The sequence below is a fragment of the Metabacillus sp. FJAT-52054 genome (assembly GCF_037201815.1).
Lineage (GTDB): Bacteria > Bacillota > Bacilli > Bacillales > Bacillaceae > Metabacillus_B > Metabacillus_B sediminis.
Genome location: NZ_CP147407.1, coordinates 58,905 through 85,295 on the forward strand (window position 1 = coordinate 58,905; position 26,391 = coordinate 85,295).

Consider the following 26,391-nt stretch of genomic DNA (forward strand, 5'->3'; position numbering starts at 1 on the left):
TCCTTACTAGAAGCCGCCTGCGCTTTTCTTGGTGTCCAGCTCCGGGCGCTAGCTGTTCGGCCGCTTCGCTCCCTCGGTCGAGGGCCTTCACGATGAAGGCCCGTTCAGCGTTGCGACAGGACGTCGCGCATTTAGCTGAACAACCTAACTTGGGCGCCTCTCGGTCGCGAGCTCCACCGTCTCTCACAGCTAAGCAAGCGCCCTCCGCTTTTCTTGGTGTCCAGCTCCGGCGGCTAGCCCTTCGGCCGCTTCACCGGTTCAGTCAAAGTCAAAGAGCGACTTTGCCAGTCCCGGTTCCACCGTCTCTCAGGGCTGAGCAAGCCGCCTCCGCTTTTCTTTTCACAATTTCCTTTTTCATACATAGGCTAAAAAAGGATCCATATGCAGGTATGTTCCAAAATCCCCCGTTTTGGAGTGAGAATATGTCATTTACTATAGGAGATGTCGTTGCGCGCAAATCGTATCATTTGGATATGCTCTTTCGGGTTATAGATTTGAAGCAGGGGCAGAGCGGCGAGGTGATTGCAGTTCTTTATGGTGAGGAATTCCGTCTTATTGCGGATTCGCCTTGTTCCGATCTGGTGGTGATCAGTGATCGTGAACTCAATCAGCGCCATGTCCAGCAAAAAGAGAAGCTCGATCAATCGCTGTATCTTTTGGAACAGGATTATCAGCTTTTGAAAGAAAAAAGGGAATATTATGCCACGGCTAGCTATAGTCATCAGGAGGATTTTTTTCACGTGCCCGGCAAGGTTCTTCATTTAGATGGAGATCCCGTTTATCTTCAGAAATGCCTTTCTTTGTACGAAAAAATAGGTGTACCTGTTCACGGTGTTCATTGCCTGGAAAAGGAGATGCCTGAGAAGGTTACAGGGCTTCTGGCTCAATACCGTCCAGATATCCTGGTCATTACAGGCCATGATGCATATTCAAAGCATAAAGGAAGCATGAGTGATTTGGAGGCTTACAGGCATTCAAAGCATTTTGTGGAGGCTGTTTTGAATGCGAGAAGCCGGATTCCGAATCTGGATCAGCTTGTTATATTTGCAGGAGCCTGCCAATCCCATTTTGAATCGCTGATTCGCGCCGGGGCGAACTTTGCAAGCTCGCCATCGAGGGTGAATATTCATGCTCTTGATCCGGTTTATATTGTAGCCAAGATTAGTTTCACACCGTTTATAGAGAGAATTAATGTGTGGGATGTCCTTCGCAATACGCTTACCCGTGAGAAGGGTCTGGGAGGCGTTGAGACAAAGGGAGTGCTTCGTACAGGAATGCCCTACAAACGTATTCAAACTGTTCAGGAGTAGGAGCCGCTTTTTTAGGCGGTTTTTTTGTTTTCCATATTTCCGGCTAAAAGATCGGTGTATCACTCAGCTCGATAGCATGCCCAATCCCATATGTTTATATGAAAAGATAAAGTCAGAAAAAATTTACATAAAAGGGGATGCTTCGGTACATAATAGGTGCGAAGGTTAGAAAATATTGTAGAAATAATTTTGTTGACAATGTTGTTGAGCCTCTGTATAATTTAAATTTTGTTTGACTTTAGAGTGCTAAAGAGGTATAATTGTCTACAGTGAGGTGGATGCAATGGCGAAGACTTTAACCGATATCAAAAACGTGTTGGATTTGAATCTGGGCAAAAGATTGACATTGAAGGCAAATGGAGGACGCAGAAAGACCGTAGAGCGATCTGGGGTTCTGGCTGAGACCTATCCGTCCGTCTTTATCGTAGAATTGGATCAAGATGAGAATGCATTTGAAAGAGTTTCCTACAGCTATGCAGATGTTCTCACCGAAACTGTACAATTAACATTTTTTGAAGATGCATCAGGAGCATTAGCTATAAGCGGGCAGTAGACATTTGTTTGCTGCTTTTTTCATGTCGAAAAACGGCGGCTTTTTTTATTTTACCGGTTTTCACCTTTTTTTACATATATTCAAGCTGCCTGTCTTCATTAAGTGTGCACATACTAAAAGGGTCCCGGCAAACTCGTCCCGGACACGTTAAAGCACACATGAGGGGGTTCGTTTCATGGGCAGACGAAAAGGGATCATGACGGAAAGTTTTAAGTATGAGCTTGCAAAGGATTTAGGCTTTTACGATACCGTAATGAAAGAAGGCTGGGGCGGAATCCGCTCAAGGGATGCCGGCAATATGACAAAAAGAGCAGTTGAACTTGCTCAAGAGCATATGGCTTCTCACACCTCACGATAAAGAAAGGGCAGTCTCTTCACGAGGCTGCTCTTTTTCGTTATTTGGAAATTCGGGAAAAGCAGGGTGCCTCGCACTTAACAGAATTTCATTCGCTTGCACTATTGTTCTTATTCCCGGCACTTTTTGCTATGATACATTCATGATGATTTTTTAGGAGGAAGAGTACGTGATTTCTTTTTTACAGCATAATCCAACTAAGCTTTGGTTTGGAGAAGGTCAAATCCGTCAATTGAAGAGCGAGCTCGGAGGCACTGGCAAAAACGTGCTGATCGTATACGGCGGGGGAAGCATTAAGAAGAATGGTGTATATGATGCAGTTCTTAACGAATTACATAAAGCAGATGCACATGTATTTGAACTGTCAGGAGTGGAACCGAATCCCCGTCTTACTACAGTAAAGGCAGGAATTGAGCTTTGCCGCAAAGAGGAAATCGATTTGCTTTTGGCCGTTGGAGGCGGAAGTGTTATTGATTGTGTGAAGGCTATTTCCATTGGTGTTTATTATGAAGGGGACGTATGGGACGTCATATCGAGAAAAGGAGCACCGGACCGGGCCCTTCCTTTCGGTACGGTTTTGACATTGGCAGCGACAGGATCGGAAATGAATAATATTTCCGTCATTACGGATTGGGAGAAAAATGAGAAGCGGGGCTGGGGAAGTCCGCTTGTATTCCCGCAATTCTCGATTTTGGATCCAACTTTTACTTTTTCCGTTCCGCGTGATCAAACGGTTTACGGAATCGTGGATATCATGTCCCACGCACTAGAGCAATATTTCCACCGAACAGAGAATACCCCAATGATTGACCGGTTTATTGAGTCGCTGCTGATTACGGTTATGGAAGCAGGAACGGAACTGGTTCAGGATCTTCATAATTTCAAACTGCGGGAGACGGTGATGTATGCCGGCACAACTGCATTCAATGAGACGCTGTCAAACGGGACAGATGGTGGAGACTGGGGTTCGCATCAAATTGAACATGCCGTTTCAGCTGTCTATGATATTCCCCACGGAGGCGGGCTTGCAATTCTTTTTCCAAACTGGATGAGCTATTGTTCTGAAATTGATCCTTCCAGGATGAAAAAACTGGCGGTGAATGTGTTTAAGATTTCCCCTGAAGGAAAAAGTGAATTAGAGACGGCTAAAGAAGGTATTGCAGCGCTGAGAAGCTTTTGGAATTCAATTGGCGCACCAAGCAGACTGGCTGATTATGGCATTGATGATTCAAAGCTTGATCAGCTTGTTGAAAAATCATTCATGAAGGATGAAGTCGGAACCTATAAGGTCCTGAATAAACAGGATGTCAGGGAAATTCTTTTGCGCAGCATGTAAAAGCTCCCGAGGCTTGGCGTACATGAAAACCATGTCGAAAAACAGCAATATTTATCTTCTTTTTGTGGTACAATGTGGATACAATTTCAGTTCGTTTTAGAAGCAGGTGAGAGTATGCGAGTTCTAGAAAAAGCGCCGGCGAAGATTAATCTGTCGCTTGACGTTTTACATAAAAGAAAAGACGGGTTTCATGAAGTGGAAATGGTGATGACGACCATTGATCTGGCAGACCGGATCGAGCTGATTGATATGGGGCCTAGAGGCGGCATATCCATCACCTCACACAACCGGTTCGTTCCTGATGATCACCGGAACCTCGCTTATCAGGCCGCAAGTATATTGAAAGAACGCTTTGGCATTAAGCGGGGAGTGTCGATCGGGATTACCAAGGTCATTCCTGTAGCAGCAGGACTGGCAGGAGGCAGCAGTGATGCAGCAGCAGCTTTAAGAGGTCTGAACAGACTATGGAATCTGGGGCTGACTCTGGATGAACTGGCTGAAATCGGAGCGGAAATCGGCTCTGATGTATCCTTTTGCGTATACGGCGGAACAGCGGTTGCTACCGGACGCGGAGAAAAAATCCGCCACATTGAAGCACCTCCGCATTGCTGGGTGATCCTGGCTAAGCCTACAGCAGGGGTATCAACTGCAGATGTTTACCGCGGTTTGAAGCTGGATGGCGTTAAGCATCCGCACACCGGCAGAATGGTAGGGGCTATTCAGGAAAAAAGCTATGAAGGCATTTGCGATAATCTTGGGAATGTTCTTGAATCCGTTACCCTGAAAATGCAGCCGGAAGTTGCGATGATTAAGGATCAGATGAAACGGTTTGGCGCAGATGCTGTTTTGATGAGCGGAAGCGGGCCTACTGTGTTTGGTTTGGTTCAATATGAATCAAAGGTCCACCGGATTTACAATGGGCTGAGAGGATTTTGCGATCAGGTATTTGCCGTAAGAATGCTTGGCGAGCGATGCGAACTTGATTAAAGACGTATATTAAGATATATTATCTTTAACAATATTCGGATTTTGGGGGTTATTCCATGAAGCTTCGTCGAAGCGGCAGACTCGTGGACATGACGAATTATATGCTTAATCATCCGCATTCGCTTGTCCCTCTTACCTACTTTTCGGAAAGATACCAGTCTGCAAAATCATCAATCAGTGAAGATTTAACCATTATTAAACAAACTTTTGAACAGCAGGGTGTCGGCTCTCTTCAAACGGTTCCGGGCGCAGCAGGCGGGGTGAAATTCGTACCGGGTATGCATATCGAAGAAGCAGGCGCAATCATTGACTCCATTAAAAAGAGAATGGCGGCTCCGGACCGTCTGCTTCCGGGCGGCTATCTTTATTTGACGGATATTCTTGGAGATCCATCCATCGTGAATAAGGTGGGAAGAATGTTTGCCTCTGTTTTTGCAGAGCGGAAAATTGATGTTGTGATGACCGTTGCGACAAAAGGAATTCCTCTTGCCTATGCAGTAGCCAACGACTTGAACGTTCCGGTGATCATCGTTAGAAAAGACAGCAAGGTGACAGAGGGATCTACTGTCAGCATTAATTATGTTTCCGGGTCCTCCAAAAGAATCCAGACAATGGTGCTTGCGAAAAGAAGTTTGAAAGAAGGATCAAACGTTCTCATAATTGATGATTTTATGAAGGCCGGGGGAACGATTAACGGAATGGTGAGCCTGCTGGAGGAATTCCAGGCGAAGGTCGCGGGAATCGGCGTATTGGTTGAGACCAAGGGTGTCGAAGAGCGTTTAGTGGACGAGTATATTTCTCTTGTAAAACTGACCGGTGTTGATGTGAAGGGCAAACAAATTGAGCTTCAGGAAGGTAATTTTTTTGATGCTGCCAAGCGGCCGTAAGGTTTTTTTGGCATTTTAAAAGGAGCTGAAGAACGATGAAAATCATTCAAACAAGTAAAGCGCCATCGGCAATCGGACCTTATTCTCAAGGGATGGCTGTGAACAATCTCGTTTTCACTTCCGGACAAATTCCGCTCAAAACCGATGGTGAAATGGCGGAAGGCGGCGTGAGGGAGCAGACCCATCAGGTGTTTGCGAATTTACAGGCGGTTCTGGAACAGGCTGGGAGCTCACTTGAGCAGGTTGTAAAAGCAACTGTTTTCATCAAGGATATGAATGACTTCCCGGAAATCAACGATGTGTACGGGGAATATTTTCATACGCACAAGCCCGCAAGATCCTGTGTGGAAGTAGCGAGACTGCCAAAAGACGCACTTATTGAAATTGAATGCGTTGCCCTAACTAAATAATTTACCCAAGTCAATAAGAAAACTTTCCTACCTTTCCCTGTTTTTTCAAAAAAATTTTTTCAGAATGCAGGAATTGAGAAATTTCCGTGGAATTCATACTGTAAAGTTTTTCATCCAGGGAAAAGGTGGTGAACATAATGGAAGTGACTGACGTAAGATTACGCCGCGTTAACACAGAAGGCCGAATGAGAGCGATTGCATCCATTACACTCGATCACGAATTTGTTGTACATGACATTCGTGTAATCGATGGGAATAATGGGCTATTCGTAGCAATGCCAAGCAAAAGAACTCCAGACGGAGAATTCCGTGATATTGCCCATCCAATCAATTCGGGTACACGCGGGAAAATTCAAGAAGCTGTTTTGACTGAATACCACAGGCTTGGAGAAATGGAAGAAGTTGAAGTTGAATTTGAAGAAGCAGGTGCTTCCTAAAATATGTTCGCCCTTGTTACTAAGTAACAGGGGTTTAATTATGTCTAAATTGTGCCCCGTACTTTAGCATCCATCCTAACTCCTCACCTCAGCGGTCCACAGGGTCCGACCCTGCTTAAGAACCTGCTGATAAAGTCCTATCCTGATTTTTCTTCTATGAGAAATATTCGGCACTTTAGCATCCTGCCTTGAAATGAAGCCATATTTAAGATATATTTTTTAATGGATAAATAGGGATACTTGGGAGGCTTACACATGGAAAATCGTTTTGCAGTCATTCTAGCAGCTGGTCAAGGTACACGTATGAAATCCAAGCTTTATAAAGTTCTGCATCCTGTTTGCGGCAAACCAATGGTTCAGCACGTAGCGGATGAAATGTCCAAATTAAACCTTGAGAAAATGGTGACAATTATTGGGCATGGTGCAGAAATGGTAAAAGCACAGCTTGGAGAAAAAAGTGAATATGCTCTGCAAAGCGAGCAGCTTGGAACCGCTCATGCGGTCATGCAAGCTTCAAGCCAGCTCCAGGATCTTGATGGTACGACGATCGTAGTATGCGGAGATACACCGCTGATCACGTCTGAAACGATGGAGAATCTTCTTTCCCATCACAGCGAAACAAACTCAAAAGCAACAATTCTGACGGTTAAAGCAGAGGATCCAGCCGGATATGGCCGTATCGTCCGCAGCAGCTCGGGACTTGTTGAGAAAATTGTTGAGCATAAAGACGCTTCAGCAGAGGAACGGAAAATTGATGAGATCAATACCGGTACATACTGCTTTGATAACAAAATGCTGTTCGAAACGCTAAGCAAAGTTTCGAATGACAACGTACAAGGTGAATACTACTTGCCGGACGTGATTGAAATTCTTAAGAACGAGGGCCAGGTGGTTTCTGCCTATCAGACAGACTCATTTGAAGAATCACTCGGGGTGAATGACCGCGTAGCGCTTTCACAAGCAGAAAAATATATGAAGAAACGCATCAATACCTTCCATATGCGCAATGGGGTTACCTTGATCGATCCTGACCAGACTTACATTTCTGCAGATGCTGAGATTGGCAGAGATACCATGATTTATCCAGGGACGATAATTAAAGGGAATGCTAAAATCGGAGAAGACTGTGAAATTGGCCCTAACACTGAGATTAAAGACAGTGTAATAGGAGATCAAACAGTGATCCGCCAATCAGTTGTTCATGATAGTGAAATTGGAAAGCTAGTCGCAGTGGGCCCGTTTGCGCATATTCGTCCGCAGTCCTCTGTTTCAGATGAAGTGAAGATCGGCAATTTTGTCGAAATCAAGAAAACATCTATGGGCAAAGGAAGCAAAGCCTCTCACCTGAGCTATATCGGCGATGCGGAAATCGGTTCAGACGTTAACCTCGGCTGCGGTTCGATTACAGTGAACTATGATGGGAAGAATAAGGCGTTAACAAAGGTGGAAGATGGGGCATTTATCGGATGCAATTCTAACTTGATTGCACCTGTAACAGTTGGAAAAGGAGCCTATGTAGCAGCAGGCTCAACGATTACAGAAGATGTGCCGGGCCAAGCGCTATCGGTTGCACGCGCCAGACAAGTCAACAAAGAAGACTATGTCGGCCGTCTGAGCATGAATCAAAATTCTAATTCCTAATTGGAGGTTCACCACATTATGTCAAATCAGTACGGTGATGCAAATTTAAAGATTTTCTCACTGAATTCAAATCCCGGTCTTGCCGAAGAAATAGCAAATGTTGTAGGCGTTCAGCTTGGAAAATGTTCTGTTACCCGTTTCAGCGACGGCGAAATTCAAATCAACATTGAAGAAAGTATCCGCGGCTGTGACGTATACATTATTCAATCTACAAGCGGCCCTGTTAATGAACATCTCATGGAACTTCTGATCATGATTGATGCATTGAAACGTGCCTCTGCTAAAACAATTAACATTGTTATGCCTTACTACGGATATGCCCGCCAGGACCGTAAAGCACGCGCGCGCGAGCCGATTACAGCGAAGCTTGTGGCAAATCTTCTTGAAACGGCAGGAGCGGACCGTGTCATCACGTTAGACTTGCATGCACCGCAGATTCAAGGATTCTTTGATATTCTGATCGACCACTTAATGGGTGTTCCGATCCTTGGGGATTACTTCAGCAAGAAGGATCTTAAGGATATCGTAATCGTTTCCCCTGACCATGGCGGAGTAACACGTGCCCGTAAGCTGGCAGACCGTCTGAAAGCGCCTATTGCCATTATTGATAAACGCAGACCGCGCCCTAATGTGGTTGAGGTCATGAATATCGTCGGTAACATTGAAGGAAAGACTGCCATTCTGATTGATGACATTATTGATACAGCAGGGACAATTACACTTGCAGCGAATGCACTCGTTGAAAATGGAGCATCAGAAGTGTATGCATGCTGTACGCACCCTGTTTTGTCAGGCCCTGCAATCGAGAGAATCCAGAATTCCAAGATTAAAGAGCTTGTTGTAACAAACTCTATTGCGCTTACGGAAGATAAAAAAATTGATAAGGTAATTGAGCTTTCCGTAGCTCCGCTTATCGGTGAAGCCATCATCCGTATTCATGAAGAGCAATCTGTAAGTACACTGTTCGATTAATCGATCTTATGTTTAGACCGGACGAATTGTGGGAATTGACTATAATAAGCAATTATCACGATGTTAGGAAGGTGTAAGACATGAGCACAACAATTAAAGCGAAAGAAAGAAAAGATTTTAAAAAGTCCGCTACACGGGCAATACGATTGCAAGGCCATGTGCCTGGCATCATATATGGATTTAAAACAGATAACAAAGCGGTCTCTATTGACAGCATCGATCTTCTGAAAGTCTTGCGTGATGAAGGACGCAACGCAATCATTCAGCTTGATGTAGATGGTAAAAAGCATTCCGTAATGGTAAATGATATGCAGCGCGACACCATGAAGAACGAAATTCTGCATGCTGACTTTTTAGCTGTAAATATGAATTCCGAAGTGGATGTAGAAGTTCCGCTTACCTTAACTGGCGAAGCGCAGGGCGTGAAAGACGGCGGAGTGCTTCAGCAGCCTCTTTACCAGATTTCCGTTACAGCAAAACCAAATGATATCCCGCAAACGATTGAAGTGGATATTTCAAACCTTGCTGTTAATGATACGCTGACTATATCCGACTTGAAGGATTCTAAAAAATACACAATCAATCATGAAGATGATGAGGTTATCGCTTCGATTCTCCCTCCTCAAGCAGAAGAAGAAATTGATTCTGGCGAAGAGCAGGAGCCTGGTGAGCCTGAAAACGCTGAAGGGCGTGAAGGGGAAGACGAGGCTGAATAAAAGAATAACCATGCCGGGCTGGCCAAAACAGACTGTTTTGTGCCAGCCTCTTTTCTATGTGCCGAAACTTTTTTATAATATAATGGAGAAATCAAGAAGAAAAATTGGCTGGAAGACATCCGCCGATTTTTATTTATAAAGGTGGGAATTACTTGAAAGTTTTTGTTGGGCTCGGAAATCCGGGGAAACAATATGCAGAAACACGTCATAACGCTGGTTTTATGGTAATCGATGAATTGGCTCACCGTCTGTCCATTCAGCTTGACCGCTCTAAATTCAATGGGGTGTATGGCTTGGGTATGGCCGGCGGAACAAAGGTTTTACTTGTTAAGCCGCTTACATATATGAATTTATCTGGAGAATGCGTCCGCCCTCTTATGGATTTTTACGAGGTGCCAGATGAAGACATGGCGGTCATTTATGATGACCTTGATTTGCCGGCAGGAAAAATCAGGCTTCGTACAAAGGGCAGCGCAGGCGGTCATAATGGCATCAAGTCCATGATCCAGCACTTTGGCACACAGGAATTCAACCGTGTACGGATCGGAATCGACCGTCCGCCAAGCGGGATGAAGGTGCCGGACTATGTGCTCGGTCAATTTTCAAAGGATGAACAGCCCCTGATTAAAGATGCTGTAATCCGATCAGCAGATGCCTGCGCAGAATGGCTGAACAAACCATTTCTTCAGGTGATGAACGAGTTTAATCAGTCCAAGTAAGTATAATGGATTCCTCAAGCGTTTATACTATCTGTAAAAAGCTTTTGGAGGAACTATGGGTTACCACTATTATTGCCGCCATTGCGGCACAAAAGTCGGCACATTGGAAAATGAGGCCATTCATAGCGGAGAATTAGGTTTTCACTACTTAACCAGTGAAGAGAGACAGGAAATGATCCGCTACATGGCGAATGGAGATATAGAGGTAAAAACGATTTGTGAGGATTGCCAGGAAGCCCTTGATCGGAACCCTGCTTTCCACCAGGTAGAAAAATTCATACAATAAAAAGCTTTGGCTTTTAGTCCCAAAGCGTTTTTCTATTTGTCCGCCTGTATGGGGACAAATTTTTCGGAAGGAGGGAAAGGCATGAAAAGTCTGCACTCGTTTTTTTATTCAAACGAAGATTTTAAAACCGTTGTTACCGGTCTGAAAGAAGGATTGAGAGAGCAGCTGCTGGCTGGGCTTTCCGGTTCGGCAAGGTCTCTTTTCACATCCTCTTTATATATGGAAACAGGAGAATCCGTCCTCGTTGTCACACACAATCTCTACCAGGCTCAAAAGGTTTTTGAGGACTTGGCAAATTTAGCGGGCGGTAATGTTTTTCTCTATCCTGTTAATGAACTGATTGCTTCTGATATGGCGGTAGCCAGTCCGGAGCTGATGGCTCAGAGGATGGAAGTGCTGAATCATTTGGCCTCTGGTAAAAAAGGCATTGTGGTTGCACCGGCTGCTGCATTGCGGAGACTGCTTCCAGCCAAAAGCATGTGGAATGCAAGCCAGAAAACACTTTCGGTCGGAGATGAACTGGATACGGATTCATTTTTCAGCTGGCTTTCCCAAATTGGCTATGAACGGACCAACATGGTTTCGGCACCGGGAGAATTCAGTGTTCGCGGGGGGATTATTGACCTTTATCCGCTGACGGAGGAAAATCCCGTCCGGATTGAACTGTTTGATATTGAAGTGGACTCCATCCGCTCATTTGACCTTGCAGATCAGCGTTCATTGAAAAAGATGAAGAACATCGTGCTTGGTCCTGCAAAAGAAATTCTGCTGCAGCGTGAGCATCTTGAGCGCGGCGAACAGCAATTAGAAGCTGCTCTTTCCAAATCATTGAAAAAGCTGAAAAATGACCAGCAGAAGGAATTGCTGCTCCAAAATGTCCAGTATGAGCTTGAAATGCTCCGGAATGGCCAGGTTACGGAGGAAATGCATAAATACCTTTCCTTCTTCTATGAAAAGCCTGCTAGTTTACTAGATTATTTTGATGGGACTGCAACCGTTGTGATGGATGAAATCAGCCGTATCCATGAGATGATGGAGCAGCTTGAATCGGAAGAAGCGGAATGGATTACGAGCATGCTTGAAAACGGGAAGATTGTCCATGATGTGAAAATTTCCCGCGAGCAGCCTCTGGCTCTTCCAGCCAATCCAATCGTATACCTTTCCTTGTTTTTAAGACATGTCCCTCATACAAGTCCTCAAAATATCTTAAACGTATCATGCAAGCAAATGCAGAATTTTCATGGCCAGATGAACGTCTTAAAGGGCGAGCTCGACCGATGGAACAAAGGAAAGTTCATCACTGTTTTTCTGGGAGCCAGTGCAGAGCGGGTGCAAAAGCTCGAGCAGGTGCTCCAGGACTATGATATGTCAGCAACAATTATGAAAGATGGAGATCCTCTTAAACCTGGAAAGGCTTATATTTTAGAGGGGGATCTGCAAACGGGCTTTGAGCTTCCTTTGCAAAAAATTGCCGTCATTACAGAAGAAGAGCTGTTCAAAAAGCGCGCTAAGAAGCAGCCGAGACGTCAGAAGCTGTCCAATGCCGAGCGGATTAAGAGCTACTCCGAGCTTCAAACAGGTGATTATGTCGTGCACATTAATCATGGAATCGGAAAGTATTTAGGGATTGAAACGCTTGAAATCAACGGCAATCACAAGGATTATCTTCATATCCGGTATCAGGGCTCTGACAAGCTTTACGTTCCGGTAGAGCAAATTGATCAGGTTCAAAAGTACGTTGGATCTGAAGGGAAAGAACCGAAAATTTATAAGCTTGGCGGAAATGACTGGCGCCGGGTGAAGAAAAAAGTGGAATCATCCGTTCAGGATATTGCGGATGATTTAATTAAGCTTTATGCGGAAAGGGAAGCAAGCAGAGGCTATGCCTTTTCTCCGGATGGAGAAATGCAGCGCGATTTCGAGGCTGCGTTCCCTTATCAGGAAACAGAGGATCAGATTCGTTCCATCCATGAAATTAAAATGGATATGGAGCGGGAACGTCCGATGGACCGGCTTCTTTGCGGAGATGTTGGCTACGGGAAAACAGAGGTAGCAATCCGGGCAGCCTTCAAGGCTATTGCTGATGGAAAGCAGGTAGCACTCCTTGTTCCAACGACGATCCTAGCCCAGCAGCACTACGAAACTGTTCGCGAACGGTTCCAGGACTATCCTATGACTGTCGGTCTCCTAAGCAGATTCCGAACCCGCAAGGAAATGAATGAAACGACAAAAGGCCTGGAGAATGGAACGGTAGATCTTGTAATAGGAACCCACCGTCTTCTTTCTAAGGATGTTAAATATAAGAATCTGGGACTGCTCATAATTGATGAGGAGCAGCGCTTTGGTGTTACCCATAAGGAAAAAATCAAACAAATGAAAGCAAACGTAGATGTACTGACGCTTACCGCGACTCCAATTCCAAGAACACTGCATATGTCGATGCTCGGAGTAAGGGATTTGTCGGTCATAGAGACGCCGCCGGAAAACCGCTACCCTGTGCAGACATATGTTGTGGAAAACAACGGAGGACTTGTCAGAGAATCCATTGAACGTGAGCTCTCAAGGGGCGGGCAGGTCTATGTTCTTTACAACCGCGTAGAGGACATCAGCCGCAAAGCCGATGAAATTTCAATGCTTGTTCCAGATGCAAGAGTCACGTATGCACATGGGAAAATGACGGAAAACGAATTGGAATCCGTCATGCTTAACTTCCTTGAAGGCCAGTCAGACGTCCTGGTCAGTACCACGATTATTGAAACGGGCGTCGACATCCCGAACGTAAACACTCTTATTGTGTATGATGCAGATAAAATGGGACTCTCCCAGCTCTATCAGTTAAGAGGGCGTGTCGGCCGATCAAGCAGGGTCGCATATGCTTACTTCACGTACCGGAAGGACAAAGTTCTTACAGAAGTTGCAGAAAAAAGGCTGCAGGCGATAAAAGAATTTACCGAGCTTGGATCCGGATTCAAAATCGCAATGCGCGATTTATCCATTCGGGGTGCAGGAAACCTTCTTGGAGCACAGCAGCATGGCTTCATTGATTCAGTCGGATTTGATTTATATTCCCAGATGCTGAAAGAGGCCATCGAAGAACGCAAAGGCGATGCACCGAAAGAAAAAGCATTTGAACCGGAAATTGATCTGGATCTGGATGCATACATTCCAGAGGCGTACATTTCAGATGGAAAACAGAAAATCGATATGTACAAACGCTTCAGAGGAATTGCCACAGAAGAAGATCTAGCAGAGCTGCAGGAAGAAATGACGGATCGCTTCGGCACATATCCTTCCGAAGTAAGCTATCTCTTTAAAGTGGCTGAAGCGAAACTTCTTGCGATTCGTGAAAAAGTCGAAATCATTAAAGAAGCGAAGGACGTTATTTACATGTCCATCAACGAGGAGGCCAGCCAGCGCGCAGATGGCCAAAAGCTGTTTGAATTAAGCAGCCAGTACGGCCGTAAAGTCGGTCTCGGAATGGACGCGAACAAATTAAAAATTTCTGTCCAGACAAAGGGCTTAAGTGCGGAAGAACGTTTATCTATTTTAATCGGCCTTCTTAAAGGACTAAAGCATGTGAAAAAGGAAGAAATTTCAGCCAGTTGATTATCTGCTTATATTTTCATTTATTGTGTGTATATTACCTTTATTGTGAAGGATACTATTCTCAACAAGAGGTCACGGCTGCTAACATGGAGCCATTACCTGGTATCAATTCACAAGATGAAAGTGAGGCAGCAATAGATGAAGGCAACTGGCATTGTTCGTCGAATTGATGATTTAGGACGTGTGGTTATTCCGAAAGAAATCCGCAGAACACTCCGCATCCGTGAAGGGGATCCGCTGGAAATTTTCGTAGACCGCGACGGCGAAGTCATTCTGAAGAAATATTCACCAATAAGTGAGCTTGGAGATTTTGCAAGGGAATACGCAGACGCTCTTTACGACAGCATGGGGCACCCGGTGCTGATTTGTGACAGAGACGCTTTCATCGCTGTTTCCGGAAGTTCAAAAAAGGAATACATGAACCGCAACATCAGCGAAGACATTGAACGCTCCATGGAAGAAAGAAGCTCCATTCTAAAAACAGATGCAGGAGAGCTTCAGCTTCTTGAAGGGATTAAAGAAGAAGTCAAAGCCTATACTATAGGTCCAATCATTGCAAATGGAGATCCAATCGGCGCAGTCGTTATCTTCTCAAAAGAAGGAACGCTTGGCGAAGTGGAGAAAAAAGCGGTAGAAACAGCAGCCGGCTTCCTTGCACGCCAAATGGAGAACTAGGTTTCGATCTTATTATATGTATTACAAAAAGGCAGCCTTTGGGCTGTCTTTTCCTGTATAGAGAGGATGTCGTGGGTTTAGTTGAACAACCTTACTTGAGCGTCTCTCGGTCGGGGGCTCCAATGTCTCTCACGGAGGCCTGCAGGATGCAGGTCAGTTCTGCGTTGCGGCAGGACGCCGCGCACTTAGCAGAACCTCATTACTAGAAGCGTCCTCCGCATTTCAAATTGTCCAGCTGCGGCGTCTAGCCCCTCGAGGTCATAAGTGAATTATCCTGCGGAAGGAAAAACCGCCTTCCTCCGGAGAATTCTCTTATGCTTGTCGGGGGCCTGCAGGAGGCAGGTCAGTTCAGCGTTGCGGCAGGACGCCGCGCACTTAGCAGAACCTCATTACTAGAAGCGTCCTCCGCATTTCAAATTGTCCAGCTGCGGCGTCTAGCCCCTCGAGGTCATAAGTGAATTATCCTGCGGAAGGAAAAACCGCCTTCCTCTCTGAGAATTCTCTTATGCTTGTCGGGGGCCTGCAGGAGGCAGGTCAGTTCAGCGTTGCGGCAGGACGCCGCGCTCTTAGCTGAACATCCTTAATTACAAGACGCCTCCGCTTTTCATGGTGTCCAGCTCCGGGCGCTAGCCGTTCGGCCGCTTCGCCCCCTCGGTCGAGGGCCTTCACGATGAAGGCCCGTTCAGCGTTGCGACAGGATGTCGCGCTTTTAGCTGAACAACCTTACTTGAGCGCCTCTCCGTCGGGGGCTCCACCGTCTTTCACGGCTAAGCAAGCGCCCTGCGCATTTCATGTGATATAATATCTTCGTCAGTGAATTTGGAAGGAGAATGGGGATGGCTGTGCCGTCTAGAAAGAGCGTTATTTGGCAGGGGGCTTTCGTTTTGACGATTGCCGGTTTGCTTACAAAAATTATGAGTGCTGCCTATCGGGTGCCTTATCAAAATATTGTTGGAGATATTGGATTTTACATATATCAGCAGGTTTATCCGTTTTACGGGATTTCTATTATGCTTGCTACATCAGGGTTTCCGATTATCGTTTCAAAGCTGTTCGCTGAATATGGTGAGGGGCACAATCCTGCTGATTTAAGGAAAATTTGGAAAGTCAGCAGTTTATTTCTTGTGTTTACCGGTCTTTTATCATTTTCTCTTTTGTATGCAGGTTCCGGATGGATTGCGGGCATTATGGGAGATATGCATCTTAAACCGTTAATTGAAATTATTTCATTTTCATTTTTGCTCGTTCCTTTCGTATCCGTGCTAAGGGGCTATTTTCAAGGGATGCATCATATGTTTCCGACGGCTCTTTCCCAAGTAGTTGAACAGGCATTTCGTGTGGTGACAATTATAGGGGTTGCCTATATTTTGCTGAAAAATGGACGCAACTTTTATGAAGCGGGGCAAGGCGCGCTCTTTGGGTCTCTTACCGGAGGGGCTGCTGCTTTGATTGTTCTTGCTGTTTACTGGTTCCGCAGGGATCACAGAGAGTTAAATGGGCCTTTAATTCCTTCCGTAATTAAGACTTGGGATTTATTAAAAGACCTTATTCTGTTTACTTTTACCATATGTGTCAGCAGTCTTCTGCTGATTTTAATTCAGCTTGTTGACGCATTTCAGCTCTTTTCAATGCTGGTCAATAAAGGAATGGATCCGACTGCTGCTAAAACAGCTAAAGGAATCTATGACCGGGGCCAGCCTCTTATTCAGCTGGGAACTGTTGTCGCTACGTCCCTGTCATTGTCGCTTGTGCCCTTGATTTCCAGTGCGAAGCGCAGGAATGATGAGAAATTTATAAAAGATAAAATTAATTTATCGATTAAGGTTTGTTTGGCTGTTGGAGCGGGTGCTACAGCAGGACTGATTGGGATTGTCGAGGAAACGAATATTATGCTTTTCCGTAACAACTATGGATCAGATATTTTAGGTATTTTGAGCTTGTCCATCCTGTTTACATCTTTATCCATGACTATTGCAGCTATCCTTCAAGGTTTGAATCAGACCATTTATCCTGCTATATCCGTAATTGCAGGTGTCATCATAAAAATCTCCTTAAACATTGTCCTGATCCCCCGTTACGAAGCGGATGGGGCCGCTGTTGCAACCGTCGCGGCGTTCTTCGTTGTTGCGGTGATGAATATATATTTTCTCAGAAAAAAACAGTACAAGCTTCATGAGTACAGGAGTATTATCAAGATTGTTTTCTCCGCTGTCCTCATGCTTGCCGTTTTGAGAGGCTACATGGCAGGGTTTGAGTGGGTGCTTGGGAGAAACAGGGCTCTTGCTTCTATTGAGGCCATAACGGCAGTCGCAGTTGGCGGCGCCGTCTATATGTTTGCTGTCATCAAATTAAATGTTTTTAACAGCGACGAACTGGATATTGTTCCATTCGGCACAAAAATCCGGCTGTGGTCGCAGAAGAAAAGGGACGTGAAAAAATGAACACCATTCATATAGCCGGACTTGGCGCTGGCGACATCAACCAGCTTCCGCTTGGGATCTACCGTCTTCTTCAATCCTCAAACCGGATTTATACAAGAACGATGGACCATCCTGTTCTGGAAGAACTGAAGAATGAAATAGCGATAGCCGGCTCGTTTGATGAAATGTACATGCAGCATTCGAGGTTCGAGGATGTATATGAAGAAATTGCTGAATTCCTGATCAAGGAGGCAGCTAGCGGAGATGTCGTTTATACGGTTCCCGGGCATCCGATGGTTGCTGAAAAAACGGTTCAAATTTTGCTTGAGGAATCGAAGCGAAATTCATTCCAAGTACGTGTCGCAGGAGGACAGAGCTTTTTGGACGCGACGTTCGCATCGCTGAACATTGATCCAATTGACGGCTTTCAAATGGTGGATGCTTTGACTCTGAAAAGGGGAGAATTGCAATTCACCCAGCATATCGTTTTATGTCAGGTATATGATCAGATGGTGGCGTCTGAGGTCAAGCTCACTCTTATGGAAGAGCTGCCTTTTGATTATGAGGTATACATCGTTACAGCTGCAGGAAGCAGGCAGGAAGAAATTCTTAAAGTACCGCTATATGAACTGGACCGGGTTTCCGCTGTCTCCAACCTTACGAGCCTGTATATTCCGCCTGTTCAGGATGAGAAGCTTCTTTATCACAGGTTCGATGCGTTCAGAGACATCATTGCTTCGCTCCGCGGACCTGGAGGATGTCCCTGGGATCAGAAGCAGACCTTCCAATCGCTGAAAAAGTACTTGATTGAGGAGTGCTATGAGCTCCTCGATGCGATTGAGTCTGAGGACATTGACCATATGATTGAGGAAATGGGAGACGTTCTTCTTCAAGTTGTCCTGCAGGCACAAATTGGTGAAGACGAAGGGCTGTTTTCCATCGATGAAGTTATCCGGTCAATCTCTGAAAAAATGGTGCGGAGGCACCCTCATGTCTTTGGCGACATCGAAGCAGATACGGCAGAAGAAGTGCTTGTAAACTGGGAAGAGATTAAGAAAGCGGAAGGGAAGACAGCTCCAGAATCATTGCTTGATTCCGTTCCTGGGGCTTTGCCAGCCCTTTCAAAGGCGTATCAAATTCAGAAAAAGGCTGCGAAAGCAGGGTTTGACTGGGATAAGGTAGAAGATGCGTGGCTTAAGGTAAAGGAAGAGATCCTGGAGTTTGAAGAAGAGCTTAAACAAAATCCCGGTGAAGATAATAAAGCACTTCTCAAGGAGTTTGGGGATGTCTTATTTGCCCTGGTGAACATTGGACGATTCCTTCAAATTGAACCGGAAGAGGCGCTGTCCTCAACAAATCAAAAATTCACTTCTCGTTTTAAATATATAGAGAAGAAAGCCAAAGAAAATGGCGAAGTTCTAGAAGAGTTGACGCTTGAAAAAATGGACACCTACTGGGATGAAGCAAAAGGATTGGAATAGACAGAAAGAAGGGGTTATGAACATGAGACTAGATAAATTTCTGAAGGTATCCAGACTGATTAAACGCCGCACGCTGGCAAAGGAAGTTGCCGATCAGGGCCGTATTGAAATCAATGGAACACCCGCAAAAGCAAGCTCTAATGTAAAAGAAGGGGATGAAATGGTCATCCGCTTCGGCCAAAAGCGTGTAACGGTCCGCATCGACCATTTAAAAGAAACCACTAAAAAAGAAGATGCAGCAGAAATGTATACGATTATTAAAGAAGAAAAACTGGGCGAGAACTGAATCTGCTTGAAGGGGCTTGTTCTTTTTCTCCCGTTTTACTCATAGATATAAGCAAAACGATATGAGAAGCGGGGGTACAGAGGATGAATTACTATCAGCAAAATCAGCCTCAGACAAATACAGTACCGGAAAACCATGATCTTGTCATGAAAGGCAGAAAACTCCTGGAGATTACAGGCGTTAAAGAAGTAGAAAGCTTTGATAACGAAGAGTTTCTGCTGGATACGGTTATGGGGGCGCTTGCGGTCCGCGGTGAAAATCTGCAGATGCAAAATCTTGATGTGGACAAAGGAATTGTGTCCATTAAGGGCCGGATTCTGGACATTGTTTACCTGGACGAACAGCATGCGGAGAAAGCTAAAGGATTCTTTAGCAAATTATTTAAATGACGCTAACGGTTCAGTTTTATACCATGTTTGCCATGGCAGGAATGGGAGCATGGCTTGGAGCAGCCCTGGATACATATAGAAGATTTCTAGTCCGTTCCAAAAGGGCAGGCTGGATTGTATTCTTCAATGATCTGGTATTTTGGCTGCTCCAAAGTGTTCTCTTTTTTTACGTGCTGCTTCTTGTAAATGAGGGGGAACTGAGAATTTATATGTTCCTCGCCATTTTATGCGGTTTTGCTGCTTATCAAAGCCTGCTAAAGGGTATATACCTGGCAGTCCTGAATTTTCTGATCCGATCCTTCCTCTTTATCTTTAAGCTTTTAATGGGTGTCGCACATTTTGTTCTGATAAAACCCATTAAGGGAATCATCACACTATTTGCCGTTGTCATCACCGGTTTGCTGAATCTTTTTTGGAAAATATTAAAATGGGCGTTTCTTTTTATCTGGGGAGCCGTTAAAATCGTATTAGCACCTTTAAGATGGGCCATGCTGCTCATCTGGAACATGATGCCCGGTTTTTTGAAAACATTTTTTTCGCGAATCTTTTCAAAATTGGAAGGAATTGCGAATCAAGCCAAGAACTTATTGATTAGTGCGTGGAAATCGATTAAACGAATCACTGGAAAGTGAGGGAATGTATAAATGTCAGCAGAAAGAAGCCATAAAGTAACGCAGCTTCAGTCCCAATATATGCAGCAGCAGGAGCGCAATGATCAAATTCTAAAGCGCAGAAAAAGAGGTCTTTTTCGCCGTTTAACCGTCTTTGGAGCCATCGTCGCTTTATTCGCGATTTTCATTATTACTGGAATGATCAATCAGTCAGCAGCCCTTTCAGAGCAAGCCGAGCAGAAGGACAAGCTAACGAGTGAGCTGAAGGATTTGAAAAAAGAACAAAGTATGCTTCAGGAGGAAATTGGCAAACTGAACGACGATGACTATATTGCAGAACTGGCGAGAAGGGATTATTTCCTCTCCGGAGAGAATGAAATTATTTTCAGTTCACCGGACAAAAAATAGCCTTTATTGACACTATGATTTTGGTTTAGGTATAATTAAAGAAATGATGATTTTTTTATCAGTTTAAGGAGGAGCATTTTTTTTATGTCCATTGAAGTTGGCAGCAAGTTACAAGGTAAAGTAACTGGTATTACGAATTTCGGAGCTTTTGTTGAGCTACCGGGAGGTTCCACGGGTCTAGTTCACATAAGCGAAGTAGCCGATAATTACGTGAAAGACATTAATGACCATCTTAAAGTTGGCGACATGGTTGAAGTAAAAGTCATCAACGTTGAAAAAGATGGAAAGATCGGTCTATCGATTAAGAAAGCAATCGACCGTCCAGATCGTCCTGAACGTCCTGAGCGTCCTCGTCAGGATCGCCCGCGTACAGACCGGCCGCACCGAGGTGGCGGAGGCGGAGCAGGAAGAAACGAATTCCGTCCTAAAGAGAATTTTGAACAAAAAATGAGCCGCTTCCTTAAAGACAGTGAAGACCGGTTATCTTCTCTTAAAAGGAATACAGAATCAAAACGCGGCGGACGCGGAGCAAAAAGAGGCTAACTTGCTGCTGTCAATATAGATAAAAACACTCCTTTGGGGTGTTTTTTTGTTTTTTATTAGATGACTGAGCAGAAGATAACCCAGTCATTTAATGGTTTCTTGAAAAAAATTAAATTTAGTATTGACTCATAACCCAAAGCTTTGTATTATAGAACTTGTGCTTCATAGGACAGCAAGCCTGTTTGAAAGAAGTACAGCCCGCACGGCCATGGCAGGTCGCGCATTTATATGGCGGTGTAGCTCAGCTGGCTAGAGCGTACGGTTCATACCCGTGAGGTCGGGGGTTCGATCCCCTCCGCCGCTACCAATTTTTAAAACAGAATTATGAGGCCCGTTGGTCAAGCGGTTAAGACACCGCCCTTTCACGGCGGTAACACGGGTTCGAATCCCGTACGGGTCATCAATCATTGAAAAACTTCCATTAGGGAAGTTTTTTTGTTTATATAAGAAAGTAATTTTTAAATTGCGTGGCGGCAGATTTTCGCTGCAGGATGCTCCAATCATCATAACTCAAAATTGTTCAAAGCACCTATATAATAAAAGCCTTCCAGAATCCCACACGTTGTCCCCGGGGCTTCAATCAGTCATTTCTTCTCAGCTGTACGCTTCTCTGCTTAATTTCTTCGTTTACCTCCTAATGCGATCTATTGATTTTGGAACCGGACCGCCGGACCAGAAGCTAAAATCAATAGGCAAATTAAACAAATTCAAAATTTATACCAAATAATTTTCAGTCTTTTCTACACGTTCATCGAAATGACGTCAGCAATCTTCTTTTTCTTTTGTAAATGCTGGGGGATTCGCTCTAAATCATGAAGGAGCAAGCTTAAACCGTCGAACGCTTTCTTGTTCAAGCACCCTTGTTTTGACAAAATCTATTTTTTCCGTCCGCTATAATTACCTCAACAAACCGATTTGGGGGTATGTATAGTGCAAAAAGCTGAAAGAAGATTAATGGAACCGATTAGCGGAGCAGCGATTGAAAAAACGCAGCATGCAATTCAAAGATCTACGAAAAAAGCGGGTGCTTACTTTCAATCCATTCTGTTTCATAAAGGACTTCTATATATGTTCATCGGATTTTTACTTGGACGAGCTGTTATCCTAACTGAAATTCTCCCGTTTGCCCTTCCGTTCTTTGGAGTACTCTTCTTAATGAAAAAAGATAAAGCGCTGATCGGAGCTTTATCGCTGGCGGCCGGAGGGCTGACAATCTCACTGGAAACATCCCTCATCATTACGTGCCACCTGCTGTTCTTCTTATTTTTGCAAAAGGCCGGTGCCTTTATATTTAAGGACCGGGTTCGGACACTGCCTTTCATCATCCTGCTCGCGGTAGCGGGAACGAGGATTGCCTCCACCTTCGTATTATACGGAACAATTTCTTCCTATGATGGGATGATGGCCGGTGTAGAAGCCGGATTGGCCTTTATCCTTACTCTCATTTTTCTTCAAAGCATTCCGCTCATATCGAGTCCGCGGTATAAGCAGTCACTGAAATCAGAGGAAATCATTTGTCTGATGATTCTCATTGCTTCGGTAATGACCGGTTTAACCGGGGTCTCTTATATGGACTTCAAAGCAGAGCACGTTTTTTCCAGATACATGGTCCTATTATTTGCCTTTATTGGAGGATCAAGCATCGGCTGTACCGTTGGGGTAGTCACCGGCCTGATCTTGAGTCTCGCCAATGTAGGAAACCTGTATCAAATGAGTCTGCTGGCATTTTCAGGTTTACTCGGCGGGCTGTTAAAGGAAGGCCAGAAAATCGGGGCAGCAGCTGGCCTGCTCATCGGATCCATGCTGCTGTCCCTGTATGGGGGCGGCACGTCCGACTTCATGGCCACTATGGTGGAATCCACGGCAGCAATCGTTTTGTTTTTCCTTACACCGAAAGGAATAACAGCCAGTCTTGCAAAGCATATTCCTGGAACAAATGAGCATGCGATGGAACAGCAGCTGTACGCTACGAGAATAAGAGATGTCACCGCGCATCGGGTGGATCAGTTCTCTGGTGTATTTGAGGCTCTGTCCCAAAGTTTTAATGCCTTCTATGAAAAGGGAGAGGCAGACTCGGCAAGAGAAACGGATTTATTTTTAAGTACGATTACAGAGAAAACCTGTCATCATTGCTATAAAAAAGAAAGGTGCTGGGTCAATAATTTTCAAGACACCTATGATCTTATGACACAGGTGACGAATGAGACGAGTGCGAACACGTACTCGGTTAATCGGAAACTGAAGAAGGAATTTCATGCACATTGCTCCAAGGCGACTCAGGTAGAAGTGGCCATAGAACAGGAGCTTAATGAGTTCAAAGCGAACCAGAAATTGAATAAGCAAGTCCAGGAGAGCCGCAGACTCGTAGCTGAACAGCTGCTTGGCGTTTCCAAAGTGATGGAGGACTTTTCCCGGGAAATCAGACGTGAAAGGGAAAATCACTTTTTACTGGAAGAGCAGATCTTAGAAGCTCTCCAGAATTTCGGAGTGGAAATCGGTCATGTTGAAATATACAGCTTGGAGCAGGGGAATGTAGACATGGAAATGTCGATCCCGTTTTGCCAGGGCCATGGCGAATGCGAAAAAATCATTGCTCCAATGCTTTCAGATATATTGGAAGAGCAGGTCATAGTGAAGCACGAGGAGTGCGGCCTGTATCCAAACGGATTTTGTCATGTATCATTCGGTTCAGCCAAGAGCTTTAAAGTAGATATCGGAGCAGCACATGCTGCAAAAGGAGGCGGGCTTGTTTCAGGAGACAGCTATTCCATGATTGATTTGGGGGTTGGAAAATATGCCATTGCCATAAGCGACGGAATGGGAAATGGAGCGAGAGCACAGTTTGAAAGCAACGAAACGATTAAGCTCCTTGAAAAAATCCTGCAATCGGGGATCGATGAAAAGGTGGCGATTAAAACCGTCAACTCGATTCTATCTCTTCGAACGACAGATGAAGTGTACTCAACACTTGATTTGGCTATTGTAGATTTGCAGGATGCCACGTGTAAATTCCTTAAGATCGGTTCAACGCCAAGCTTTATCAAACGGGGGGATAAAGTCATAAAAATACAGGCGAGCAATTTGCCGATTGGAATTATCGAAGACTTTGAAGTGGATGTGGTAGGTGAGCAGCTTAAAGCAGGGGATTTGCTTATTATGATGAGCGACGGGATTTTTGAAGGACCTAAACATGTAGAGAATCATGAAATTTGGATGAAGAGAAAAGTATCGGAGCTGGAAACAAATGATCCTCAGGAGGTGGCGGATTTAATTATGGAAGAGGTCATTAGGACCCGTTCCGGAAAAATCGATGATGATATGACCATTATCGCTGCGAAGATTGAACACAACACTCCTAAATGGGCGGCGATTTCTACAAACCGCTATTTTCAAAAGAAAAAACAGAGTGTTTCATAAAGGAAAAGCAGTAGAACCGTGAATTCCACTTCATGATCATACAGAATAAAAATTTAATAGTATGAAAATTGTACTCCTGTGGCAAGGCTGATAGATATCAGACCTTACAGGAGGGGAAAGCAATGAATCGAGGACGAATTAAACAGATCCTTCTCATCACTGACGGATGTTCCAATCATGGAGAGGACCCGGTCGCAATGGCAGCGTATGCCAACGAGCAAGGGATCACAGTGAACGTAATTGGGGTGGTAGATGAAAAGGTTATTGATGAAGCCGCTATGAGAGAGATTGAGAGCATTGCAGCTTCCGGAGGCGGTGTCAGCCAGACCGTCTACACTCAAGTGCTGTCTCAAACGGTACAAATGGTCACAAGGAAAGCGATGACGCAAACCATCCAGGGGGTCGTCAACAAAGAGCTTCAGCAAATTCTGGGGAAAAAGGTTTCAATGGAAGAGCTGCCGCCTGATAAAAGGGGGGAAGTGATGGAGGTAGTGGACGAGCTGGGAGAAACCATGCATTTAGAAATGGTCATCATGGTCGATGTAAGTGCAAGCATGACACCGAAGCTCCCTACTGTGAAAGAGGCGCTGCTGGATCTGTCCATCAGCCTGAATTCCCGGATTGGCGAAAATGAGTTCTCTGTGTGTGTATTTCCTGGGAAACGTGCGGATGTGGAGACCGTCATAGACTGGACACCTCGGCTGGAGTCCATATCCTCTATATTTTCCAAGCTTTCTGCTGGGGGGCTTACCCCAACGGGACCTGCAATTCGCGAGGGTGCCGCTCTTATCAGCAAAAAAAGAGGAAGCCGGAAAGACCTGCTGGATGATGAGGGGTATCGCTATGAAGGTGGCCGATAAAATACTTCCCGGTACGAAAATTAAGGGAAAGTGGCATCAGAACGAATACACCGTGATCAAGTCTCTCGGAAAAGGAGCGAACGGGGCGGTCTATTTAGTTCAGAGGAGCAGTGGGCTTGCGGCGTTAAAACTGAGTGACAACAGCATGTCTATCACGTCTGAAGTGAATGTGCTGAAACACTTTTCAAAGGTCCAGGGGAAAAACCTTGGGCCTCATTTATTTGATACGGACGACTGGGATCAGGGAGGGGGAAGCCCCGTTCCTTCTTTTTACGTGATGGAATACATAAAAGGTGTTCCCTTTTTGGATTTTGTGAAGGCAAGGGGTGCTGAATGGGTGCCTGTCCTCATGCTCCAGCTTCTTGGCAGCTTGTCGAATCTGCATGAAGCCGGCTGGGTTTTCGGAGATCTTAAACCGGAAAATCTTATTGTAACGGATTCGCCTGTTACAGTTAAGATTATTGATGTAGGCGGAACAACAGGAATAGGCAGATCCATTAAGGAGTACACAGAATTTTTCGACAGAGGATACTGGGGAATGGGATCACGAAAAGCGGATCCCGGCTATGATCTTTTTGCCGCAGCCATGATTGCGGTCAATGCCGGCTGCGGGGGGAGGTTTCTTAAAAACAGTGAGGGAGAAAAGCTTTTATTTGAGAAAATTGACAGCGTACCGCTTCTTTATAAACAGCGAAGTGTTCTAAGGAAGGCATTAAAAGGACAATATGCCAAAGCGGAAGAGATGAAGAAAGAACTGCTTCGATGTCTGGCGGAACCGGAAAAAAGGCAAACGTCTTCAATGGGGAGAAGCAGCAGATCCGGGCAAAAAACGGCATCTCCTCCGCCAAAAAGGCATTCAGCCCAAAAGAAGCCCGTTACGAAAAGGAAAAGGAGCAGCGGCGGCAGTCATTCGAGCAGCGGCTGGATGGATACCTTTATTGTCGTAAGCGGAGTCTTTATATTGTATGCTCTCTACATCTATCATTTCCTGCTGCCGTAAAAATGGTGATTTTGTGAACAAACGGTCTGAATTTTGCGGAAATCAGGATAATAATGGTACGATATCCTTAGTCCGAAATTGTCAGT

Annotated in this window: 25 protein-coding genes and 2 tRNA genes; all 27 read left to right on the top strand. The window is 44.9% G+C overall.

What is annotated here, in order from left to right; all coding sequences use genetic code 11:
- Positions 1-422 precede the first annotated feature (422 nt).
- The 27 genes from yabG (at position 423) to WCV65_RS00430 (ending at position 26,305) form a co-directional block, all read left to right on the top strand.
- Positions 423-1,310: a sporulation peptidase YabG gene (yabG, locus tag WCV65_RS00300; protein ID WP_035412572.1), complete on the top strand. Its 888-nt coding sequence runs from the start codon at positions 423-425 to the stop codon at positions 1,308-1,310.
- Positions 1,311-1,593: 283 nt separating this feature from the next.
- Positions 1,594-1,863: a Veg family protein gene (locus WCV65_RS00305; RefSeq protein WP_035412569.1), complete on the top strand. Its 270-nt coding sequence runs from the start codon at positions 1,594-1,596 to the stop codon at positions 1,861-1,863.
- A gap of 175 nt (positions 1,864-2,038) precedes the next feature.
- On the top strand, positions 2,039-2,221 hold the full coding sequence (locus tag WCV65_RS00310; RefSeq protein ID WP_035412566.1) for a small, acid-soluble spore protein, alpha/beta type: 183 nt from the start codon (positions 2,039-2,041) through the stop codon (positions 2,219-2,221).
- A gap of 166 nt (positions 2,222-2,387) precedes the next feature.
- A complete protein-coding gene (locus WCV65_RS00315) occupies positions 2,388-3,554 on the top strand; it encodes an iron-containing alcohol dehydrogenase (protein ID WP_338779255.1) in 1,167 nt (388 codons plus the stop codon).
- Between the two features lie 114 nt (positions 3,555-3,668).
- Positions 3,669-4,541 carry a 4-(cytidine 5'-diphospho)-2-C-methyl-D-erythritol kinase gene (gene ispE / locus WCV65_RS00320; protein ID WP_035412561.1) on the top strand — a complete coding sequence of 291 codons (873 nt, stop codon included), beginning with the start codon at positions 3,669-3,671 and terminating at the stop codon, positions 4,539-4,541.
- A gap of 56 nt (positions 4,542-4,597) precedes the next feature.
- Positions 4,598-5,428 (top strand): pur operon repressor, encoded by an 831-nt coding sequence (gene purR, locus WCV65_RS00325; protein ID WP_035412558.1) that lies wholly within the window; start codon positions 4,598-4,600, stop codon positions 5,426-5,428.
- A gap of 35 nt (positions 5,429-5,463) precedes the next feature.
- Positions 5,464-5,838, top strand: coding sequence for a RidA family protein (locus tag WCV65_RS00330; RefSeq protein ID WP_035412555.1), 375 nt, complete (start codon positions 5,464-5,466; stop codon positions 5,836-5,838).
- A 137-nt stretch (positions 5,839-5,975) separates the two neighbouring features.
- On the top strand, positions 5,976-6,275 hold the full coding sequence (gene spoVG, locus WCV65_RS00335) for a septation regulator SpoVG (protein WP_035412552.1): 300 nt from the start codon (positions 5,976-5,978) through the stop codon (positions 6,273-6,275).
- Positions 6,276-6,530: 255 nt separating this feature from the next.
- The gene (gene glmU / locus WCV65_RS00340) at positions 6,531-7,916 is read left to right on the top strand and encodes a bifunctional UDP-N-acetylglucosamine diphosphorylase/glucosamine-1-phosphate N-acetyltransferase GlmU (RefSeq protein ID WP_338779262.1); all 1,386 of its coding nucleotides are present in this window, start codon (positions 6,531-6,533) and stop codon (positions 7,914-7,916) included.
- Positions 7,917-7,934: 18 nt separating this feature from the next.
- Positions 7,935-8,888, top strand: coding sequence for a ribose-phosphate diphosphokinase (locus WCV65_RS00345; RefSeq protein WP_035412546.1), 954 nt, complete (start codon positions 7,935-7,937; stop codon positions 8,886-8,888).
- Between the two features lie 80 nt (positions 8,889-8,968).
- Positions 8,969-9,604 (top strand): 50S ribosomal protein L25/general stress protein Ctc, encoded by a 636-nt coding sequence (locus tag WCV65_RS00350; protein ID WP_338779265.1) that lies wholly within the window; start codon positions 8,969-8,971, stop codon positions 9,602-9,604.
- A gap of 152 nt (positions 9,605-9,756) precedes the next feature.
- On the top strand, positions 9,757-10,323 hold the full coding sequence (gene pth, locus WCV65_RS00355; RefSeq protein WP_338779267.1) for an aminoacyl-tRNA hydrolase: 567 nt from the start codon (positions 9,757-9,759) through the stop codon (positions 10,321-10,323).
- A 55-nt stretch (positions 10,324-10,378) separates the two neighbouring features.
- Complete coding sequence (locus tag WCV65_RS00360) at positions 10,379-10,609, top strand: anti-sigma-F factor Fin family protein (RefSeq protein WP_211555638.1); 231 nt, start codon at positions 10,379-10,381, stop codon at positions 10,607-10,609.
- An 81-nt stretch (positions 10,610-10,690) separates the two neighbouring features.
- Positions 10,691-14,215 carry a transcription-repair coupling factor gene (gene mfd, locus WCV65_RS00365; protein ID WP_338779272.1) on the top strand — a complete coding sequence of 1,175 codons (3,525 nt, stop codon included), beginning with the start codon at positions 10,691-10,693 and terminating at the stop codon, positions 14,213-14,215.
- Between the two features lie 138 nt (positions 14,216-14,353).
- On the top strand, positions 14,354-14,890 hold the full coding sequence (spoVT, locus tag WCV65_RS00370) for a stage V sporulation protein T (RefSeq protein ID WP_035412531.1): 537 nt from the start codon (positions 14,354-14,356) through the stop codon (positions 14,888-14,890).
- Between the two features lie 836 nt (positions 14,891-15,726).
- A complete protein-coding gene (locus tag WCV65_RS00375) occupies positions 15,727-17,331 on the top strand; it encodes a polysaccharide biosynthesis protein (RefSeq protein WP_338779274.1) in 1,605 nt (534 codons plus the stop codon).
- Positions 17,328-18,791 (top strand): nucleoside triphosphate pyrophosphohydrolase, encoded by a 1,464-nt coding sequence (gene mazG / locus WCV65_RS00380; RefSeq protein WP_338779276.1) that lies wholly within the window; start codon positions 17,328-17,330, stop codon positions 18,789-18,791. Before WCV65_RS00375 ends, mazG begins: the two co-directional genes overlap by 4 nt.
- A gap of 22 nt (positions 18,792-18,813) precedes the next feature.
- A complete protein-coding gene (locus tag WCV65_RS00385) occupies positions 18,814-19,077 on the top strand; it encodes an RNA-binding S4 domain-containing protein (RefSeq protein ID WP_035412523.1) in 264 nt (87 codons plus the stop codon).
- 83 nt (positions 19,078-19,160) lie between these two features.
- Positions 19,161-19,466 carry a sporulation protein YabP gene (gene yabP, locus WCV65_RS00390; RefSeq protein WP_035412519.1) on the top strand — a complete coding sequence of 102 codons (306 nt, stop codon included), beginning with the start codon at positions 19,161-19,163 and terminating at the stop codon, positions 19,464-19,466.
- Positions 19,463-20,098, top strand: coding sequence for a spore cortex biosynthesis protein YabQ (gene yabQ / locus WCV65_RS00395; protein WP_035412516.1), 636 nt, complete (start codon positions 19,463-19,465; stop codon positions 20,096-20,098). Before yabP ends, yabQ begins: the two co-directional genes overlap by 4 nt.
- A gap of 12 nt (positions 20,099-20,110) precedes the next feature.
- Positions 20,111-20,485 (top strand): septum formation initiator family protein, encoded by a 375-nt coding sequence (locus WCV65_RS00400; protein WP_338779280.1) that lies wholly within the window; start codon positions 20,111-20,113, stop codon positions 20,483-20,485.
- Between the two features lie 84 nt (positions 20,486-20,569).
- On the top strand, positions 20,570-21,028 hold the full coding sequence (locus WCV65_RS00405; RefSeq protein ID WP_035412509.1) for a S1 domain-containing RNA-binding protein: 459 nt from the start codon (positions 20,570-20,572) through the stop codon (positions 21,026-21,028).
- A gap of 230 nt (positions 21,029-21,258) precedes the next feature.
- Positions 21,259-21,335: transfer RNA gene (locus WCV65_RS00410), tRNA-Met, on the top strand.
- Between the two features lie 21 nt (positions 21,336-21,356).
- A tRNA-Glu gene (locus WCV65_RS00415) sits at positions 21,357-21,428 on the top strand.
- A 530-nt stretch (positions 21,429-21,958) separates the two neighbouring features.
- Positions 21,959-24,445 carry a stage II sporulation protein E gene (gene spoIIE / locus WCV65_RS00420; RefSeq protein ID WP_338779282.1) on the top strand — a complete coding sequence of 829 codons (2,487 nt, stop codon included), beginning with the start codon at positions 21,959-21,961 and terminating at the stop codon, positions 24,443-24,445.
- A 122-nt stretch (positions 24,446-24,567) separates the two neighbouring features.
- The gene (locus WCV65_RS00425) at positions 24,568-25,305 is read left to right on the top strand and encodes a VWA domain-containing protein (RefSeq protein WP_338779284.1); all 738 of its coding nucleotides are present in this window, start codon (positions 24,568-24,570) and stop codon (positions 25,303-25,305) included.
- Positions 25,289-26,305, top strand: a complete 1,017-nt coding sequence (locus WCV65_RS00430; protein WP_338779286.1) for a serine/threonine-protein kinase — start codon at positions 25,289-25,291, stop codon at positions 26,303-26,305. Before WCV65_RS00425 ends, WCV65_RS00430 begins: the two co-directional genes overlap by 17 nt.
- Positions 26,306-26,391 lie beyond the last annotated feature (86 nt).

Bases quoted from the DNA above. Each gene is read 5' to 3' on its own strand.
- spoVT (WP_035412531.1), top strand. From the start codon at position 14,354: ATGAAGGCAACTGGCATTGTTCGTCGAATTGATGATTTAGGACGTGTG.
- glmU (WP_338779262.1), top strand. From the start codon at position 6,531: ATGGAAAATCGTTTTGCAGTCATTCTAGCAGCTGGTCAAGGTACACGT.
- WCV65_RS00400 (WP_338779280.1), top strand. From the start codon at position 20,111: ATGTCAGCAGAAAGAAGCCATAAAGTAACGCAGCTTCAGTCCCAATAT.
- mazG (WP_338779276.1), top strand. From the start codon at position 17,328: ATGAACACCATTCATATAGCCGGACTTGGCGCTGGCGACATCAACCAG.
- ispE (WP_035412561.1), top strand. From the start codon at position 3,669: ATGCGAGTTCTAGAAAAAGCGCCGGCGAAGATTAATCTGTCGCTTGAC.
- WCV65_RS00345 (WP_035412546.1), top strand. From the start codon at position 7,935: ATGTCAAATCAGTACGGTGATGCAAATTTAAAGATTTTCTCACTGAAT.
- WCV65_RS00330 (WP_035412555.1), top strand. From the start codon at position 5,464: ATGAAAATCATTCAAACAAGTAAAGCGCCATCGGCAATCGGACCTTAT.
- WCV65_RS00360 (WP_211555638.1), top strand. From the start codon at position 10,379: ATGGGTTACCACTATTATTGCCGCCATTGCGGCACAAAAGTCGGCACA.
- WCV65_RS00310 (WP_035412566.1), top strand. From the start codon at position 2,039: ATGGGCAGACGAAAAGGGATCATGACGGAAAGTTTTAAGTATGAGCTT.
- yabQ (WP_035412516.1), top strand. From the start codon at position 19,463: ATGACGCTAACGGTTCAGTTTTATACCATGTTTGCCATGGCAGGAATG.
- WCV65_RS00405 (WP_035412509.1), top strand. From the start codon at position 20,570: ATGTCCATTGAAGTTGGCAGCAAGTTACAAGGTAAAGTAACTGGTATT.
- mfd (WP_338779272.1), top strand. From the start codon at position 10,691: ATGAAAAGTCTGCACTCGTTTTTTTATTCAAACGAAGATTTTAAAACC.
- yabG (WP_035412572.1), top strand. From the start codon at position 423: ATGTCATTTACTATAGGAGATGTCGTTGCGCGCAAATCGTATCATTTG.
- WCV65_RS00425 (WP_338779284.1), top strand. From the start codon at position 24,568: ATGAATCGAGGACGAATTAAACAGATCCTTCTCATCACTGACGGATGT.
- WCV65_RS00305 (WP_035412569.1), top strand. From the start codon at position 1,594: ATGGCGAAGACTTTAACCGATATCAAAAACGTGTTGGATTTGAATCTG.
- WCV65_RS00385 (WP_035412523.1), top strand. From the start codon at position 18,814: ATGAGACTAGATAAATTTCTGAAGGTATCCAGACTGATTAAACGCCGC.
- WCV65_RS00430 (WP_338779286.1), top strand. From the start codon at position 25,289: ATGAAGGTGGCCGATAAAATACTTCCCGGTACGAAAATTAAGGGAAAG.
- WCV65_RS00375 (WP_338779274.1), top strand. From the start codon at position 15,727: ATGGCTGTGCCGTCTAGAAAGAGCGTTATTTGGCAGGGGGCTTTCGTT.
- spoVG (WP_035412552.1), top strand. From the start codon at position 5,976: ATGGAAGTGACTGACGTAAGATTACGCCGCGTTAACACAGAAGGCCGA.
- purR (WP_035412558.1), top strand. From the start codon at position 4,598: ATGAAGCTTCGTCGAAGCGGCAGACTCGTGGACATGACGAATTATATG.
- WCV65_RS00350 (WP_338779265.1), top strand. From the start codon at position 8,969: ATGAGCACAACAATTAAAGCGAAAGAAAGAAAAGATTTTAAAAAGTCC.
- yabP (WP_035412519.1), top strand. From the start codon at position 19,161: ATGAATTACTATCAGCAAAATCAGCCTCAGACAAATACAGTACCGGAA.